Source organism: Leisingera sp. CC-HEC093, from assembly GCF_059429195.1.
This window is the reverse complement of the sequence record NZ_JCAIJR010000001.1, coordinates 3,047,728-3,064,726: the sequence shown is the minus strand read 5'-3', so window position 1 is coordinate 3,064,726 and position 16,999 is coordinate 3,047,728. Positions and strand designations below refer to the sequence as shown.

The 16,999-nt window shown below is 62.9% G+C and carries 20 protein-coding genes and 1 tRNA gene; 10 read left to right on the top strand and 11 right to left on the bottom strand.

Going from position 1 to position 16,999, the window contains the following annotated elements; translation table 11 throughout:
- Window positions 1-108 precede the first annotated feature (108 nt).
- Entirely contained in the window at window positions 109-771 is a 663-nt protein-coding gene (locus tag AC5STB_RS15040; RefSeq protein WP_495443618.1) for a class I SAM-dependent methyltransferase, read from the top strand.
- Window positions 772-825: 54 nt separating this feature from the next.
- Here the strand turns inward: AC5STB_RS15040 and AC5STB_RS15035 are convergent, their stop codons facing one another.
- The 4 genes from AC5STB_RS15035 to AC5STB_RS15020 all read right to left on the bottom strand — a co-directional run bounded on the left by AC5STB_RS15035 (window position 826) and on the right by AC5STB_RS15020 (window position 2,979).
- Window positions 826-1,113 carry a YiaA/YiaB family inner membrane protein gene (locus AC5STB_RS15035; protein WP_495443617.1) on the bottom strand — a complete coding sequence of 96 codons (288 nt, stop codon included), beginning with the start codon at window positions 1,111-1,113 and terminating at the stop codon, window positions 826-828.
- A 69-nt stretch (window positions 1,114-1,182) separates the two neighbouring features.
- Window positions 1,183-1,860: a PspA/IM30 family protein gene (locus AC5STB_RS15030; protein WP_495443616.1), complete on the bottom strand. Its 678-nt coding sequence runs from the start codon at window positions 1,858-1,860 to the stop codon at window positions 1,183-1,185.
- A gap of 90 nt (window positions 1,861-1,950) precedes the next feature.
- A complete protein-coding gene (locus AC5STB_RS15025) occupies window positions 1,951-2,547 on the bottom strand; it encodes a TetR/AcrR family transcriptional regulator (RefSeq protein WP_495443615.1) in 597 nt (198 codons plus the stop codon).
- A gap of 66 nt (window positions 2,548-2,613) precedes the next feature.
- Window positions 2,614-2,979: a hypothetical protein gene (locus AC5STB_RS15020; RefSeq protein ID WP_495443614.1), complete on the bottom strand. Its 366-nt coding sequence runs from the start codon at window positions 2,977-2,979 to the stop codon at window positions 2,614-2,616.
- 104 nt (window positions 2,980-3,083) lie between these two features.
- Between AC5STB_RS15020 and AC5STB_RS15015 the strand changes: the two genes are divergently transcribed.
- Window positions 3,084-3,842: an alpha/beta fold hydrolase gene (locus AC5STB_RS15015; RefSeq protein ID WP_495443613.1), complete on the top strand. Its 759-nt coding sequence runs from the start codon at window positions 3,084-3,086 to the stop codon at window positions 3,840-3,842.
- A gap of 6 nt (window positions 3,843-3,848) precedes the next feature.
- Here the strand turns inward: AC5STB_RS15015 and AC5STB_RS15010 are convergent, their stop codons facing one another.
- The 3 genes from AC5STB_RS15010 to AC5STB_RS15000 form a co-directional block, all read right to left on the bottom strand.
- Entirely contained in the window at window positions 3,849-4,037 is a 189-nt protein-coding gene (locus tag AC5STB_RS15010; protein ID WP_495443612.1) for a hypothetical protein, read from the bottom strand.
- Window positions 4,038-4,133: 96 nt separating this feature from the next.
- Window positions 4,134-5,126: a sterol desaturase family protein gene (locus AC5STB_RS15005; RefSeq protein WP_495443611.1), complete on the bottom strand. Its 993-nt coding sequence runs from the start codon at window positions 5,124-5,126 to the stop codon at window positions 4,134-4,136.
- 36 nt (window positions 5,127-5,162) lie between these two features.
- A complete protein-coding gene (locus AC5STB_RS15000) occupies window positions 5,163-5,921 on the bottom strand; it encodes a class II aldolase and adducin N-terminal domain-containing protein (protein ID WP_495443610.1) in 759 nt (252 codons plus the stop codon).
- Between the two features lie 111 nt (window positions 5,922-6,032).
- On the opposite strand from AC5STB_RS15000, the gene AC5STB_RS14995 reads away from it, so the two are divergent.
- From AC5STB_RS14995 to AC5STB_RS14970, 6 genes are all read left to right on the top strand, one after another.
- A complete protein-coding gene (locus AC5STB_RS14995; RefSeq protein ID WP_495443609.1) occupies window positions 6,033-6,923 on the top strand; it encodes a LysR family transcriptional regulator in 891 nt (296 codons plus the stop codon).
- A 158-nt stretch (window positions 6,924-7,081) separates the two neighbouring features.
- Complete coding sequence (gene queC, locus AC5STB_RS14990) at window positions 7,082-7,783, top strand: 7-cyano-7-deazaguanine synthase QueC (RefSeq protein ID WP_495443608.1); 702 nt, start codon at window positions 7,082-7,084, stop codon at window positions 7,781-7,783.
- A complete protein-coding gene (queD, locus tag AC5STB_RS14985) occupies window positions 7,783-8,136 on the top strand; it encodes a 6-carboxytetrahydropterin synthase QueD (RefSeq protein WP_495443607.1) in 354 nt (117 codons plus the stop codon). The genes queC and queD overlap by 1 nt, the downstream gene beginning before the upstream one ends.
- Entirely contained in the window at window positions 8,133-8,840 is a 708-nt protein-coding gene (queE, locus tag AC5STB_RS14980; RefSeq protein WP_495443606.1) for a 7-carboxy-7-deazaguanine synthase QueE, read from the top strand. The genes queD and queE overlap by 4 nt, the downstream gene beginning before the upstream one ends.
- Before the next feature lie 16 nt (window positions 8,841-8,856).
- The gene (gene queF, locus AC5STB_RS14975; protein WP_495443605.1) at window positions 8,857-9,321 is read left to right on the top strand and encodes a preQ(1) synthase; all 465 of its coding nucleotides are present in this window, start codon (window positions 8,857-8,859) and stop codon (window positions 9,319-9,321) included.
- Between the two features lie 231 nt (window positions 9,322-9,552).
- Window positions 9,553-10,242: a hypothetical protein gene (locus AC5STB_RS14970; RefSeq protein ID WP_495443604.1), complete on the top strand. Its 690-nt coding sequence runs from the start codon at window positions 9,553-9,555 to the stop codon at window positions 10,240-10,242.
- On the opposite strand, the gene AC5STB_RS14965 is transcribed toward AC5STB_RS14970, so the two are convergent.
- The 4 genes from AC5STB_RS14965 to AC5STB_RS14950 form a co-directional block, all read right to left on the bottom strand.
- The gene (locus AC5STB_RS14965; protein WP_495443603.1) at window positions 10,219-10,950 is read right to left on the bottom strand and encodes a helix-turn-helix domain-containing protein; all 732 of its coding nucleotides are present in this window, start codon (window positions 10,948-10,950) and stop codon (window positions 10,219-10,221) included. The two genes, AC5STB_RS14970 and AC5STB_RS14965, sit on opposite strands and share 24 nt — an antisense overlap.
- Before the next feature lie 182 nt (window positions 10,951-11,132).
- Window positions 11,133-11,218, bottom strand: a tRNA-Leu gene (locus AC5STB_RS14960).
- 95 nt (window positions 11,219-11,313) lie between these two features.
- Window positions 11,314-11,916: a tetratricopeptide repeat protein gene (locus AC5STB_RS14955; RefSeq protein WP_495443602.1), complete on the bottom strand. Its 603-nt coding sequence runs from the start codon at window positions 11,914-11,916 to the stop codon at window positions 11,314-11,316.
- A 65-nt stretch (window positions 11,917-11,981) separates the two neighbouring features.
- On the bottom strand, window positions 11,982-12,452 hold the full coding sequence (locus tag AC5STB_RS14950) for an Lrp/AsnC family transcriptional regulator (RefSeq protein ID WP_495443601.1): 471 nt from the start codon (window positions 12,450-12,452) through the stop codon (window positions 11,982-11,984).
- A 125-nt stretch (window positions 12,453-12,577) separates the two neighbouring features.
- On the opposite strand from AC5STB_RS14950, the gene putA reads away from it, so the two are divergent.
- The gene (gene putA, locus AC5STB_RS14945) at window positions 12,578-15,991 is read left to right on the top strand and encodes a bifunctional proline dehydrogenase/L-glutamate gamma-semialdehyde dehydrogenase PutA (protein WP_495443600.1); all 3,414 of its coding nucleotides are present in this window, start codon (window positions 12,578-12,580) and stop codon (window positions 15,989-15,991) included.
- A gap of 53 nt (window positions 15,992-16,044) precedes the next feature.
- On the top strand, window positions 16,045-16,815 hold the full coding sequence (locus AC5STB_RS14940; protein WP_495443599.1) for a rhomboid family intramembrane serine protease: 771 nt from the start codon (window positions 16,045-16,047) through the stop codon (window positions 16,813-16,815).
- The last annotated feature ends 184 nt before the right edge of the window (window positions 16,816-16,999 follow it).

Here is a 16,999-nt window from a genome sequence, read left to right as displayed (position 1 = left end):
TGTTCGGCGATCAGAACTCCGCCCTCGCGCGTGTCAGGCCAAGGGGCGGAACGATGGAGAACGGATGGGATACTTCTGCCAGTGCCTGGATCAGGCTGATGGGAGAGGATGGAGACTTCAGCCGCCAGCATGTTCTGGACAAGCCGATGCTGGAAAGGGTGCAGCGGCGGGACAATCCGCGTGTTCTGGACGTTGGCTGCGGCGAGGGGCGGTTTTGCAGACTGGTTGCCCCCCTATTCGTCTCGGGTTACCGGAGTGGACCCGACAGAGGCACTGCTGACCCGCGCACGGTCTCTTTCGGACGGCACTTTTGTTAAGGGTGCGGCCGAGGCGCTGCCATTCGAAAACGCCAGTTTCGATATTGCCGTCAGCTACTTGACTTTGATCGACATCGCGGACGCCAGCACGGCAATTTCCGAGATGGCACGGGTCCTGGCACCTGGCGGGCATTTGCTGATTGCAAACCTGAACGGCTGGATCACGGCATCACAGACGAAGGGAGATGGCTGGACCCGCGATCAGGATGGTGCCGCGCACATGTGCGTTGACCGCTATTTCGAAGAGCATTCCCATTGGGGCGAATGGAAAGGCATGCGGATCAGGAACTGGCACCGCCCACAGGGTTTTTACATGCAAGCCCTGCTTGCCGAAGGGCTGGCCCTGACGCATTTCGACGAACCTCTGGCAACAGGCGGAGCGCGTGCGGCCAGCTACAACCGGGCGCCCTACCTGTACCTCATGGAGTGGCAGAAACCACTGCGGCCGGTTTGAACGCAAAACCGCTCCGGCCGGACACCGGAGCGGTCTGCCTGCTGGTTCTGCAGATCAGCAGGAGGAGCCCTGATCCTTCAGCGCGTCTTCCAGCAGTTTTTCATTGCGGGCGTCCTCGATCTTGCGGATGCGGTCCTCGCTGGAGCGGTGGTCGAAACGGTATTTCACCACATTGATCAGGCTGAGCGTCAGCAGCAGGACGCCCATCGCCCAGTAACCCTTGGTGGCCAGCGGCACCTCGGTAGAGAGCCAGAGGGAAACACCCAGCATCCCATAGGCGAGGCCAACGCCGGCCAGATTCAGAAAAATGATCAGTTTGTTGTCGGTGTTGTCGTTCAGCATTGAAAATCTCCAGGTTTGAAATTGGCTTGGCAGGTTTGCAGTTCAGGTGCCGCAAGTGCCGGATGCGGCTCAGCCTTTGTTTTGCAAGCGGCTCAGCACATCGGCGGCGGTGCTGCGGTTTCGGGGGCCGAAGCCCGCGTCGGCGAGGTCATCGGCAATGGTGCTGTTGCTCAGGTCGCCGTCGATCTCACGCAGGATCTCGCCCTGCTCGAACGGGTCGTCGCGCTGCAGCACGTCCCGGATCAGCGCCTCGGCTTCCTCAGCCGGGCTGTCGCCGCCGGTATGGCGGCGCAAGCGGCGCTGGATATCCTGCTCGCGGCGGGTGGCACGGGCGGCAATGGCACCCTGCTTCAGATCAGTGATGCGGCGGCTGGCGGTTTCCACCGACTGGCGCAGCTGCAGGATACGGGTGTCGAGCCGGCCCAGGGTCTGGCGGCGCACCACCAGCTCGTTCTCCATTTCGGCCACCGCCTGGGCAGCGCTTTGGGCGAGATCCTCGCGCCCCGCCTCCAGCGCCTCGCCTGCCCGGGCCATCAGGTCGCGGACCCGCTCCTCCAGGGTTTCCACCTGGCGCTGCTCTGCCCGCTGGCGCTGGATCATGCTGGCCAGCGTCAGCTTGGCTGCCTTCAGGTTTCCCTCCGCCTCGCGGATCTTCTGGGTGATCAGCTCGATCGAATAGGTCTCGCGCAGCTGCTCTTCTGCCCGGGCATTGGCACCGGTGATCAGGGTCTTCAGAGTGTTGAACATCATTTCCTCCGCAAACATGAACATCGTTCACAGGGAATCATTTAGCAGCTGCATGAACAACGTTCAAGAAAATTCTTGAACGTTGTTCATTTATTTTTTGCCGATTTCCTCCAGCACCTGGGCGATCATCTGTTCGATACGTTCCGGCGGCACGCCGGAGATGCGCTGTTCCAGGCCCAGGAGCACAATGCCGTGCACCGCCGAGAACAGCGCCCGCACCATCAGCGCCGCCTCGCCTGCGTCCTTTTCCGGGAACAGCTCACTCACGGGGCGGGCGATGTTGGAGAAAAGGTCATCCAGCGCGGTCAGGTACCATTCCGGCACCGCATCGCCAGCCGCCATCCGCAAGTCGAACATCGCCCGCCACAGGTTGGTGTTTTCCACCGCGAAATGCAGGTAGGCGTTGCTCATCAGGACCAGGCGGCGGGTGGGCGGGCAAGCCGCGGCGCCCGCGACCGAGCCCTCGACCGCAGCGCCCAGCTTCTGGAAAGTGCGGCCATTCACCGCCATAATGATCGCGGTCAGGTCGTCATAGGCGTTGTAGATCGCCCCCAGGGCGCAGCCCGCATCCTGCGCCAGGTCGCGAGCACGCAGTGCCTCTGCCCCGTCGCGCGCAATGCGCACCTCTGCCGCTTCCACCAGTCTCTGCCGCAGCGCTGCCTTGCGCGCTTCCACCTTGCCTGCCATGGCACCCTGCCTTTGTCTTGAACCGCGTTCAAAATAGCGCCGGCAGCCGCGGCGTAAAGCGGGAAATCAGATCAGGCCGCGCCAGCGCAGCACCACCACCAGCAGGATCAGCACGCAGAGGATGGAGAACGCCACGCTGCCAAGCACGCCCAGCCAGAAGCCCTTGCGCCGCTCGGCCAGGTCGATCTTTTGCAAATGCGCCTTGACCTCGCGGGCGGCGCCGCGCAACGGTTTTTCATCAACGGTGAGCCGCAGTTTGGGGTGGTCCAGCAGCGGCAGCGCGGAGGCGAGCCTCATGCCCTGCTTGTAGACCCGGCGGGGAATACGGCGGCGGGCGCGCTTCAGCGCCGCGGCCAGGTCGCCGGAGGCGTGCTCGCGCTCCCTCAGAAGGGTACGGATGTCCTCAATGTCCTGGTCCAGGCTGGCGGCCATTCCGGCGCTCTCCCCTTGCTGCGGTGCATGGCCACCCTAGCCCGCCGCCGCGGCTGCCTCAATGGGGGGTGGCAAGGCTCCGCCTGCACCGTTATCAAGGCCGCATGCTGAACACGATCACTCATGGCTCTGCCACCGGACCCCCCCCGCTTCTGATTGCCCACGGGTTGTATGGCTCCGCCCGCAACTGGGGCGTTATCGCCAAGCGTCTGTCGGATGAGCGGCAGGTAGTTGCGGTGGACATGCGCAACCACGGCGACAGTCCGCGCAAGGGCAGCCATACCTATCCGGAGCTGGCGGAAGACCTGGCCGGGGTGATCGCCGCCCATGGCGGGCAGATGGATGTGATCGGCCATTCGATGGGCGGCAAGGCGGCAATGATGCTGGCGCTGAACCACGCTGAGACTGTGCGCAAACTGGTGGTGGCGGACATCGCCCCGGTCGCCTATGGCCACACCCAGATCCAGTATATTCACGCGATGAAGTCGCTGGACCTGGAGAAAATCGAGCGCCGCCCTGAGGCCGCTGCACAGCTGGCCGAGGCCGGGGTGGAGCCTGCGCTGCAAAGCTTCTTCACCCAGTCGCTGGACCTGCCGAATAAGCGATGGAAGCTGAATCTGGATACGCTGGCAGACCAGATGCCGAACATCATGTCCTTCCCCCGGACAGAGGCCGCTTGGGACGGTCCCGCCCTGTTCCTGTCAGGGTCCGAGTCGGAATATGTGCTTCCGGAACACCGTGAGGAGATCCGCGCGCGCTTTCCAAATGCCCGCTTTGCCAAGCTGCCCGGCGCGGGCCACTGGCTGCACGCCGAGAAGCCGCGGGAGTTCGAGGCCGCCGCGCGCGTCTTCCTGAACGCCTGACCCGGGTCAGGCTCCGCGGGCATAAAGCTGTTTCGCCACCAGCCATGCCACCGGCATCCCCAGCGCCGCACCCGCGGCTGCGGCCGCAAGAATTGCCTGTGTGGTGACCAGCCCGGCCGCCAGTACCGCGATAACCCCGGCCCCTGCCAGGCTGCTGCCGATCAGCGAGTACAGGATGGATGCAAGGCGCAACATGGGCTTTCTCCTTTGCCTTTGACTGTCCTGCAGTCAGGCATAGGGAATCGCGAATATGTACGCCTTGATCCTGATCAGAATCCGGAAACCTCAATTCTAGCGGGTGTACATCTGCTTCTTGAAAGCCCGGGTCCGCTCTGTAGCTGAGGCAGAGCCGTCGTGGTAGGTGCCGAACCACTTGTCAAAGGGGATTTCAGAGGTGCCGTAGTTGCACTCGAAATAGCGGTGGTGCAGCTGGTGGAAGAAATCGCCTGCCTTGGCGGCCTCTGTTTCCTTGGCAATCACCCGCTCGAAGCCGGAGTGCGACAGAACCGGGCTGATCTGCTGGAACATCGCGTGAAACGCCAGATGCAGCGGGTGCGACGGCACAATCAGGTGGATGAAGTAGGTGGTGAAGTAGAGCAGGTTTTCATACCAGTGGTTGGAGATCCCCGACCACGGACCGGTATTGACGTTGCGGTGATGCACCGCGTGGACATGTTTGTAGAGACGCGGGTGATGCTCCAGCCGGTGCACCCAATAAAAATGAAGGCCGGACCACATCGGGATGAACAGCATCCAGACCACGCACCACACCGGCGCCTCGGCAAATGTCACCACCAGCACCCAGCCATTGGCCATCAGCCAGTAGATGCCCCATTGATAGACGGTTGCCACGGTGATGGCGCTGCCGAGCGTCCACCAGATGTTGTCCAGAACCTGGTTCTTGAAGGTGAAGGTGCCGTTGCCGCGGGACAGGTCGCGCTTGTCGAACTTCTTCTGCATGCCCTGGCCCTTGCGCATGTAGAGCCACCAGTGCAGGCCGCCGGCGACTGCGGCCTGCGGCAACAGGTTGGCGAGCCAGACCTGCAGCATCCAGCCGGGGCGGAAGGCGGCCATGTCTGCCAGCGGCGGCAGCAGCCAGGCATAGATCGCCAGCGCCAGCAGGAGGCAGACCGTCAGCGCCGTAACTTCCATCCAGGCGCCGCGGTACCAGGCCAGGACCGCTGCCGGACGCGGCGGCCAGCTGAACAGCGGGTTGAGCGGCACAGGCCCCTTGGGGTGGTAGTGCCAGCGTTCGGCTTCGCGGTCGGGGAATGTGCCGTGCATCGGGCCGCCTCCTGCTAATGTTCTGGCTCTGGGGCCTCAGGTTGCGTAGTTCGCGCCTTCGTCGTCGAGAATCGCCTTCAGCTCCGCCAGGTGGCGTTCGGCCTGATCCGGGTAATCCTCCAGCTCCTGAGCGGTTTTCTCGGCAACCTCGTCGCTCAGCACCCGCAGCTTCTGGCCGGTTTGCATGGCCCGGATATAGGTCTCGGCGGCGCGCTCGAAGTAATACAGCCGGTTGAACGTGTCCGCGACACTGTCACCGATCACCAGCACGCCGTGGTTGCCCATGATCATCACCTTGACCTTGGGATCGGTCAGCATCGCGGCACAGCGGGCGCCTTCATCCTCAAACGCCAGCCCGCCGAATTCGCCATCCACCACATAGCGGTTGTAGAAAGTGGCGGTGTTCTGGTCGATCGGCGGCAGGGTGCTGTCGGCGAGGCAGGCCAGCACCGTGGCGTGGATCGAATGCACATGCATCACGCAGCGCGCGTGCGGGCACTGCCGGTGGATGGAGCCGTGCAGCCCCCAGGCCGTCGGGTCCGGCGCATCGGGGCGTTCCATCGTCTTGGGGTCGTTTGCATCCAGCAGCAAGAGGTCCGAGGCCTTCACCCGCGCGAAATGCACCTGGTTCGGGTTCATCAGAAACTGACTTCCATCCTCATTCACCGCCAGGCTGAAATGATTGGCAACCCCTTCGTGCATGTCCAGCCGCGCGGTCCAGCGGAAGGCTGCAGCCATGTTCACGCGCTCCTGCCAATGGGTGAGGTTCGGGTTTAGTTCCGCTTGCTTGTTCATTCTGGCGCCTCAAAGTTCACTTACCCTAGTGGTGCCAGCCGCATTCCCTGCTGACAAACGATTGATTCAGGCGCTATGCATTAATTGAACTAATGCATAGGTCTTACATCCATGCCGCCAGCCGCATCCCCCTCCTCCTCCTTGCCCCCGCTCACCTGGCTGCGCGCCTTTGAGGCCAGCGCCAGGCACCTGTCCTTCACCCGCGCCGCTGCAGAACTGAATCTCACCCAATCCGCGATCAGCCAGCATGTGCGCAGCCTGGAGAATTTTCTGGGCCGCGAGCTGTTCATCCGCAAAACCCGCGCGCTGGATCTGTCGGAGGCCGGAGCGAACTACATGCCGATCGTGCGGGAGGCCTTTGACCTGATTGCAGCCGGCACCCAGGCCTTTACCGGCGGTGATCAGGGCAGGCATCTGGTGTTGCAGTGCAACATGGCCTTTTCGGTATTCTGGCTGTCGCCGCGCCTGCCGCGGCTGTACGAGAAGTTCCCATGGCTGGTGCTGAACATCGTGACGCCGATCTGGGACCCCGAACGCCATGCCAGTTCCGCCGGGACCGAAATCCGCTTTGGCCGGCCCAATGACATGTCGGCAGCAGCCGTGCGGCTGACGCGGGACCGTTTTTTCCCGGTCTGCGCGCCGGGTTATCAGAGCGGCGAAATTGATTTCAGCACCGCCACGCTGCTGGATTGTGCAGGCGTCACAGGCTCTTGGGGGGCGTGGTTCAAGTCGCAAGACCTGCCGTTCGCGCGCAATCACGAGATCAACCTGGCGTCCACCTATGTGATTGCGATGACCGCGGCTGTAAACGGCGCAGGAATGGCAATGTCGCATGACACGCTGGCGGGCGGCTTGCTGCAGAGCGGGCAGCTGGTCCGGGCCAGCGAATATTCGGCGGAGCTGCTGGAAAACTACTTCCTGATGCCGCCGCCGAGCCATGCCAGCACCCCGGGATCAAGGGCGTTTCTGGAGTGGCTGGAAGGGGAACTGCCGCCGGTTTAGTTGGGTTCCGCCCGGCCAGGCAGCCACAACTTTCAACTTTCCCCAACAAGTCCTGCCGCATGTTCGCAATACGCCCGCGGCTTGCGCCGTCCCGACCATGCTGCTAGATGCGCGGAACCGGTCGCAGCCTACCCGGTCACCAAAACAAGGGTTCAAAAATGAAGACTATCGTTATCTGCTCGGGCGGGCTGGATTCCGTTTCACTTGCCCATATGGTCGCTGAAGAGCATCAGCTGACCCGTCTTGTCTCCTTCGATTACGGCCAGCGCCACCGAAAGGAACTCGACTATGCCGCCGCCGCCGCCAAACGGCTGGGGGTGCCGCATGACATCATCGACATGCGCAATATCGGCGCCGCGCTCTCCGGCTCGGCCCTGACCGACGACATCGACGTGCCGGACGGCCACTACGAGGAAGAGACCATGAAGGTCACCGTGGTGCCGAACCGCAACGCGATTATGCTGACCATCGCCTATGGCATTGCTGCCGCAAACGGTGATGACGCGGTGGCCGCAGCGGTGCATGGCGGCGACCACTTCATCTATCCGGACTGCCGCCCGGCCTTCACCGAGGCGTTTGACGCCATGCAGCGCGCGGCGCTGGATGGTTATGCGGACGTGCGGCTCTATACCCCGTTTGTGCACCGCACCAAGGGCGACATCGTCACCGCAGGTGCTGCGCACAACACCCCCTTTGCCGAGACCTGGTCCTGCTACAAGGGTGGCGAGACGCATTGCGGGCGCTGCGGCACCTGTGTGGAGCGGCGCGAGGCCTTCCATCTGGCAGGCGTCGAGGATCCGACCGAATATGCCGACCCGGATTTCTGGAAAGCTGCCATTGCTGGCAAGGACGGCACCTGATGTTCAGGATCACAAAGGAATTCCACTTTTCTGCGTCGCACCAGCTGACCCATCTGCCACCGGATCATCAATGCGCCCGGCTGCACGGGCACAACTATGTCGTGGTGGTGGAGCTGGCCTCGAAGGAGTTGAACAGCGACGGGTTCGTTCGTGACTACCACGAGCTGAAGCCGCTGAAGGACTATATCGACGAAACCTTCGACCACCGGCACCTGAATGACGTGCTGGAGGGATACTCGACGGCCGAAAACATGGCGAAGCATTTCTACGACTGGTGCCATGCGCGCTGGCCGGAAGTGGCTGCTGTAAAGGTCTCGGAAACCCCCAAGACCTGGGCGGAGTACCGGCCATGACCCTGCGCATTGCGGAAATCTTCGGCCCAACCATTCAGGGCGAAGGCGCCCTGATCGGGGAACCGACGGTGTTTGTACGTGCGGGCGGCTGCGACTACCGCTGTTCGTGGTGCGACAGCCTGCATGCGGTAGACAGCGCCAACCGCCATGACTGGGCAGTGATGGCGCCGGAACAGGTCATGGCCGAGGTGCGCCGCCTGTCTGGCGGCAGGCCGCTGACCGTCTCAATCTCCGGCGGGAACCCGGCGATCCAGGACTTTGCTCCGGTCATTGCCTATGGCAAGGCTGAAGGCTACCGCTTTGCCTGCGAGACCCAAGGATCGGTCAGCAAGCCCTGGTTTGCGGACCTTGATACGCTGGTGCTGAGCCCCAAGCCGCCCTCCAGCGGTGAAACAGTGGACTGGAAAGCCTTTGACCGATGCCTTGAGGCGGCACAGGGCTGCGGCCAGGCGGTGATGAAAATCGTGATCTTCGATGACAAGGATTACGCCTGGGCCAAGGCCGCGGCAGAGCGTCACCCGGAGCTGCCGCTGTATCTTCAGCCCGGCAACCCGGAAGTTGATCCGGACCTGCCGGTCGACCTGAACCAGGCCACCGAGCGCCTTTTGTGGCTGATTGAAAAAGTGACCGGCGACGGCTGGTTCACCCCCCGCGTCCTGCCCCAGCTGCACGTGCTGGTCTGGGGCAACAAGCGCGGCGTCTGAACATAGGAACCCTGACATGTCTGACAGCATCTACAGCAACCTGAAGCAGCTGGGCGGCGACACCATCGTGCCGCAAAGCCCGGAACAGGCAGAACTGGAGCGGGTCCAGAACCCGCAGGCCGATGTTGCCTACAACGTGCGTTTCACCGCGCCGGAGTTCACCTCGCTCTGCCCAATGACCGGGCAGCCGGACTTTGCCCATCTGGTGATCGACTATGTGCCGGGCAAATGGCTGGTAGAAAGCAAATCGCTGAAGCTCTTTCTCACCTCTTTCCGCAACCACGGCGCCTTCCACGAGGACTGCACCGTCTCCATCGCCCGCCGGCTGGCGGACTTCCTGGAGCCGCAATGGCTGCGCATCGGCGGCTATTGGTATCCGCGCGGCGGCATTCCGATCGACGTGTTCTGGCAGACCGGCCCGATGCCCGAGGGTGTCTGGATCCCGGACCAGGGCGTGCCGCCCTACCGCGGCCGCGGCTGACACAACCCTAAGACCTCACGGCCCGTTACAGCCCGGCAGCGCAGCTGCCGGGCTTTTCCGTGTAAAAACAACCGCATTCCCACTACCCCCCTGTGATCTGCGCTGCGTTAGCGTCACTCATGGAAAAGAAACAATTTACCGCAAAAGTAGTTTTGAGTTTAGTGATCCCGCACTCCCTGACTGAAACGGGAGGGTATCCGGGACATCCGGGTGAATAAAAAGACGGGGAACATGATGAACTCACTGGACTTGGGGAAAGCACTTTCAAGCTATTTACACACCCTTACACAGGCCGGGCTGCAGGTGGAAATGTGCACCGATTTCGAGAACGTGCCGGAAGCAGCCGCAGCCACGGGCCGCCATTTTCAAATGCCTGGATTTGCCATCGAGCGGGCCGACCACACATCAAACTCGGCCTTTTGGCTGTTTCTCAAAGAGGGGGACACCTACATAGGCGGTGCAGCTTTGATGCTGCAGGACCTGGGGCGTGAATCCCTCGCGGACTACCTGATCCGCACGTCGCGCCATCAGTTCCCCAATGACGCCGGCGGCGGAGTGGAAAGCGTTGCCGAACCGCTGGCACGGGAAGTGGGCGGTCGGCTGGCCTATATCGGGGAGCTGAACTTCTTGCCCGGCCATCGCGGCAAGCGGTCTGAGCGCCTGGAGCCCTTCATGCGGATCCTTCAGGTTCTGGCAATCCAGAAATGGGATGTGGACTGGATTTATGCATTCATCCCCGACCGCCACATGCAGGCCCGGCTGGATCTTGTCTATGGCTTCAGCCGCGCCATCCCGCGGGCGCAGAAATGGCGCGACCCGGAACCCGAAGTGCGCAGCAGCAGCGAATGGTTTGTCGGCTCTTCCCGGCTGGAGATGGAGCACATGCTTCAGAGCGACCTAGCCAAAGTTGATGTCCTGTGAGAAATTGACCACCAGCAGCTTGCCGCCGGGCAGATAGACAGGCGCCAGAACCCGCCGGTACTGGCGGGTGAACCGCCGCCCGTTCAACAGCTTCACATCAATGGACGGATGGGTGATCACAGGTTCGCCCCTGCTGATTGCTTCGCTATGTGCCATCACCAGGTCAGCGTTCAGATTGTCGCTGAACCCGTTCAGTGTGTTTCTAAGCTGGCTGCTGTCGGACACTTCGAAGCAGATGGAGGCAAGGCTGGCCGGGCCGGAGCGGATCGGCTGAATGCGGTTCTGTTCAGGGTCCGGAGGGTCGAACATGTCCACCTTGTGCTGCAGCCGGTCAAACCCTTCCAGGCGGCCGCTGTTGGCATACCACCAGTCCAGGAAATCCTGCAGCGACACATCGCAGCCGCGGTACTGGCGGGTCCGTGCTGCCGCCTGCATCCGGTCGTTGAGAATCTGAAAGGCCTTCCGCTCCGATTCCCCGCCGTGATGGCCGGGCAGCAGATCCAGCCCAGCGTTATCTGACGAGAAATACTGGAACGACACCCCCAGCCCCCGCGCCAAGGCGTCCAGTGTGCTCCAGCCAATCTCGCGCTCATGCTTCAGGGCGCTGTTGAAGGTGCCGTAGGGAATGCCGCACTTCAGCGCCGCCTGCCGGTTGGACAGGTTCATATCCGCCAGGAGAGCTGCAATTTTCTCGTGGATGAGCGCCATATGCACAAAATCTTTTACATTCCGCGAAACATCTTGCACAAAACCATCGTCACAGCAACGCAATCCCAGCGCGAGCGGGTGAAACACCCCCCAAAAAGGCGGACAGTCCCCTGCCAGGTGCGGCGCCGCGGCCGAGGGAAAAGGCTGCCACCAAGACAGCGCCGCAAATAAGTTGAGAGAGCTGGTGCCCGCGGCCGGACTCGAACCGGCACGGCCATACGGCCAGGAGATTTTAAGTCTCCGGTGTCTACCATTCCACCACGCGGGCTCCGGGCGCCATCACCGCAGGTCTAGCCTCCTGATTTCACGCGGACAATGTGTTTTCGGTCAGAACGGCGAAAAATTCCCGCAGCACGGGCAGAGCTACAACTCCACATCCCCGGCACCTGGCGGCGCCAGTGGTCCGCCGGGATCCGCCAGATAGCGCTCTGGCAGCCACGGATTGAGCTTCAGCGCTTCCGCCAGCGCCGCGCGCGCCTCCTCCATCCGGGACAGGCCATAGAGCGACAACGCCCGCCCGCTCATCGCGGCGATATGGCGGGGCGACAGCTCCAACGCCCTGTCGAGATCGCGCAGAGCGGCCGTGAAATCCCGGCGCTGGTAATGGACAAAGGCCCGCTGGTTGTAGCCCTCGGCATAATCCGGGCAATAAGCAATCAGTTGATCGAATTCCGCCAGAGCACCGAGGAAATCAAAGGCCGAGCGTTTAGTCATTCCCCTGTCCAGGATGGCCTGTGCCTGCGCATCCGGCGCGTCCGCCCAGTATTCCCACATCCGGTTGGCAATATCCCGTGCCTGCCCTTCTGTTTCGGCTTCCTGCACTTCGGTCATCAGCGCTTCCAATGGTGTGCTGTGGTCGGGAGCTTCGGGGCATTCCGACGCCTGCAGCGGAGAAACCGCGACAGCAGAAAGAACCGCAGCGCAGCCGGCAAAGGAAAACGGGGGGCGAAGAGAGGCGAACAACATGCCCTATGCTCGCACAAATGCAATTTCAATCAAGTCAACTGGGCGTGCGCAGCCTTCGCGGCACCCTACAGCGGCCCCAGCGCGCCGTCCTCCTTGACCGCCTGCATCGCCACATAGGTGGAGGTGGAGGACACATGCGGCAGCGAAGAGATCTTTTCCCCCAGCACCGCCCGGTAATCAGTCATCGAGCGGGTCCGCACCTTCAGCAGATAATCGAAATGCGAGGCCATCATATGCGCCTGCTCAATCTCCGGCAGCCGCGCCACCGCGGCGTTGAACCTGGCCAGCGCCGCCTCGCGGGTGTCATCCAGCTTCACCTCGACGAAAGCCACATGATCCAGCCCCAGCCGGATCGGGTCCACCAGAGCCCGGTAACCTGTGATGATCCCTTCCGCCTCCAATCGCTTGAGCCGGGTCTGGGTCGGGGTCTTAGACAACCCGATCCGCCGCGCCAGATCGGCGATAGAGATGCGGCCGTCCTCGCTAAGCACATTCAGAATCGCCCGGTCGAAACGGTCAAGATCGAGAGAGTTCATTTGGACTTCCCAAAACCAATAATTCACCCATTTGACCTGCTTCTATCACATCTTCAGGCGATTGTCCTTTTAGAAAGGGTGTATTCTTAACAAAAGCCCTGCACACCCTCTGTGGAGTACCCTTCATGACCGCTCAAACCAAGCTGCGCTACCGGATCGACGCCGGCACCTATGCCGATCAAGCCGCGATGCGCGACCAGCTGGTGGCCCAGGCCGCCCTCACTGACGCCGATCGCGCAAAAATCTGCGCCAACGCCGCCGCCCTTGTGCGTGACATCCGCGGTCATTCCGCTCCCGGTTTGATGGAGGTGTTCCTGGCCGAGTACGGCTTGTCCACTGATGAAGGCGTCGCCTTGATGTGCCTGGCCGAGGCGCTGCTGCGGGTTCCGGATGCCGACACCATCGACGCGCTGATCGAGGACAAGATCGCGCCGTCGGACTGGGGCAAGCACCTGGGCAAATCGACCTCCTCTCTGGTCAATGCCTCCACCTGGGCATTGATGCTCACCGGCAAGGTTTTGGACGAGGAACGCAGCCCTATCGGCGCCCTGCGCGGCGCCATCAAACGCCTGGGCGAGCCGGTGATCCGCACCGCCGTCAGCCGCGCGATGAAGGAAATGGGCCGCCAGTTCGTGCTCGGCGAAACCATCGAGAGCGCGATGGACCGTGCCGCCGGGATGGAGGCCAAGGGCTACACCTATTCCTACGACATGCTGGGCGAGGCCGCCCGCACCGAGGCCGACGCGTCGCGCTATCACCTGTCCTATTCCAAGGCGATCTCCGCCATTGCCGCCGCCTGCAACAGCGACGACATCCGCAAGAACCCCGGCATCTCGGTCAAGCTGTCGGCGCTGCACCCGCGTTACGAGCTGGCGCATGAGCACAGCGTGATGGAAGCGCTGGTGCCGCGCCTGAAGGCGCTGGCGCTGCTTGCCAAGGCGGCAAAGATGGGTCTGAATGTCGATGCCGAGGAAGCTGACCGCCTGTCGCTGTCGCTGGAGGTGATCGAGGCCGTGGTCTCCGACCCGGCGCTGGCGGGCTGGGATGGTTTTGGCGTGGTGGTGCAGGCCTATGGCCCCCGCACAGGGCTGGCGATCGACGCGCTGCACGAAATGGCCGAGAAATACGACCGCCGTTTCATGGTACGGCTGGTCAAGGGCGCCTATTGGGACACCGAGATTAAGCAGGCCCAAGTCGAGGGCGTGGACGGCTTCCCGGTCTTCACCTCCAAACCGCTGACCGATGTCTCCTACATCTCCAACGCCCGCAAGCTGCTGGGTATGACGGATCGGATCTATCCGCAGTTCGCCACCCACAACGCCCACACCGTCGCCGCCATCCTGCATATGGCCGAAGGGATCGGCAACGAACGCTATGAATTCCAGCGCCTGCATGGCATGGGTGAAACCCTGCACCAGATGGTGCTGGAGCAGAACAAGACCAACTGCCGGATCTACGCGCCGGTCGGCGCCCACCGCGATCTGCTGGCCTATCTGGTGCGCCGCCTGCTGGAAAACGGCGCCAACTCCTCCTTCGTGAACCAGATCGTGGACGACAACGTGCCGCCAGAGGTGGTGGCCGCGGACCCGTTTGATGCCGTAGAAGATGTGACCCGCAAGATCCCGACCGGGCCGGAGCTTTATGCACCGGAGCGTCCGAACTCCAAGGGGTTCGACCTGGGCCACGCACCGACGCTGGCAAAAATCGAAGAGGCCCGCGCGCCCTGGCGCAGCCACCAGTGGCAGGCCGCGCCGCTTCTGGCGGGCGATGCCCAGCCGGAGGCCGCCAAGGACGTGACCAGCCCCACCGATCACAGTGTCGTTGGCACCGTCAGCCAGTGCAGCCCCGAGGATATCGAGCTGGCGCTGGCGCTGGCAGATCCCTGGGATGCCCCGGCAGCGGAGCGCGCCGCGATCCTGAATAAGGCAGCCGACCTTTATGAGGAAAACTTTGGCGAGCTGTTTGCGATCCTCGCCCGTGAGGCCGGCAAGACCATTCCCGACGCGGTGGCCGAACTGCGCGAGGCGGTGGATTTCCTGCGCTACTACGCGGCCCGCATCCCTGAGGCCCCGCCTGCCGGCATCTTCTCCTGCATCTCGCCCTGGAACTTCCCGCTGGCGATTTTCACCGGCCAGGTCTCAGCCGCACTGGCTGCGGGCAATGCTGTACTGGCCAAACCCGCCGACCAGACGCCGCTGATCGCCCACAGAGCCGTGCAGCTGATGCATGAGGCCGGAGTGCCGCGCAGCGCGCTGCAGCTGGTTCCGGGCCGCGGCAGTGTGGTCGGGGCCGCCATCACTTCCGACCCGCGGGTCAATGGCGTTGCCTTCACCGGCTCCACCGCTACTGCCCTGCGTATCCGCAAGGCGATGGCAGACAACCTGCAGCCCGGTGCGCCGCTGATTGCGGAAACCGGCGGTCTGAATGCGATGATCGTCGACTCCACCGCGCTGCCGGAGCAGACCGTGCAATCGGTGATCGAAAGCGCTTTCCAGTCGGCGGGCCAACGCTGCTCGGCGCTGCGCTGCCTCTATCTGCAAGACGATATTGCCGACAACGTGCTGAAAATGCTCAAAGGCGCAATGGACTGCCTGCAACTGGATGACCCCTGGCATCTGTCGACCGACAGCGGCCCGGTGATTGACGAAACCGCCCGTGCGGGCATCCTGGACCATGTCGCCAAGGCCCGCTCTGAAGGCCGGGTGCTGAAAGAAATGCGCGCGCCGCAAGGCGGCACCTTTGTCGCGCCCACGATGATCGAAGTGCCCGGCATCAGTGCGCTCGAGGAAGAGATCTTCGGCCCCGTCCTGCATGTTGCGCGGTTCAAGTCGCAGGATCTGGATCAGGTGATCTCCGACATCAATGCCACCGGCTATGGTCTTACCTTCGGACTGCACACCCGCATCGACGACCGGGTGCAGCATGTCTGCGACCGGGTGCATGCGGGCAACATCTATGTGAACCGCAACCAGATCGGCGCCATCGTCGGCAGCCAGCCGTTCGGCGGCGAGGGTCTGTCCGGCACCGGCCCCAAGGCAGGCGGCCCGCTCTACCTCAGCCGGTTCTGCGCGCCCGACCGCCAGTCCAGCGCCGCCGGCTGGGACAACAGCATCACAGACCTGAAGGCGCCGAGCGGCGTGCCCAGTCAGCCGGTCACAACCTCCCTGCCCGGCCCGACCGGTGAATCGAACCGCCTGACCGTCTCTGCCCGCCCGCCGCTTTTGTGCATGGGTCCGGGCGCCGAAACCGCTGCAGCGCAAGCGAAGGAGGTAGTCAGCCTCGGCGGCACCGCGATTGAGGCGCATGGCCTTCTGGACCTCAGCCAGCTGGAGAGCATACAGGGCATCGCAGGTGTCTTGTGGTGGGGTGACGAGGCCACCGGACGGGAGATCGAACAAAGCCTGGCCAAGCGCGACGGCGCGATTGTACCGCTGATCCCGGGCAAGCCGGACCGCGCCCGCGTTCTGGCCGAACGCCACGTCTGCGTCGACACCACTGCCTCTGGCGGCAACGCGCAGCTGTTGGGCGGTATGGCCTGAACTATCGGCGCTAAGCTCTTGACGCTGGGCCATTTCCGGCCCAGCGTTCCCCCATGTTTCCGATCCGCGACCACAACCCGTCCGGCCGCACGCCCTATGTGGTGTATGCGCTCATTGCTGCAAACGTCCTGGCCTATATCTACTACTCCGCCAGCTACGCCTCGCCCCGCGCGCTCGCCTATTTCTATGAGGCATATGCAGTGGTGCCGGCCGAGATCAGCCACGGCTACGCGGTCGAGACGCTGTTCACCTCCCTGTTCATCCACGGCGGACTGATGCATCTGGGCGGCAACATGCTGTTCCTGTGGATCTTTGGCGACAACCTGGAGGAGGAGATGGGGCATATCCCCTTCCTCCTGTTCTACCTCATCAGCGGTTTCGGCGCCGGACTGATCCATGTGCTTTCTGCCCCGGATTCACTGGTGCCAACGGTTGGCGCTTCCGGGGCCATAGCCGGCGTGATGGGCGGCTACCTCTTGATGTTCCCCAAGGCGCGGGTCGATATCCTGCTGGTGCTGATCATCTATTTCCGCATCTTCACAATCCCCGCCTTTGTCATGCTGGGCGTCTGGCTGGCGATGCAGTTCTTCGGCGGTCTCGGCGCCGATCCCAACCAGGGCGGCGTCGCCTACTGGGCCCATGCAGGCGGGTTTGCAGTCGGGCTGATCCTGTGTCTGCCCCTGTGGCTGCGCCGCGGCGGCCCGGCGTTCTGGAACCGAACGCATGGGACACCTCCGCATCCGGAGAACGAGTATGAGTTCTCTGCCAGCCGCATCCCCAAGCTGCCGCGCAAGAAGCGCCACCCGGGGCCTTGGGGAAAGTGAGGCGACGTCCGGCCCGGTGGTTAATGTGCGGGAAGAAGACGGCCTGCGGAACCATAAAAACAGGCTACTGATCAACACGCAGGCCGCCACCCCGACGGGCATCGGGGTAAGGTAATGGTAGATCCGCTCCGGATAAGTTTACGGGGAATTATCGAAAGCTTCACTCAAGGTTTGCCAAGCAAGG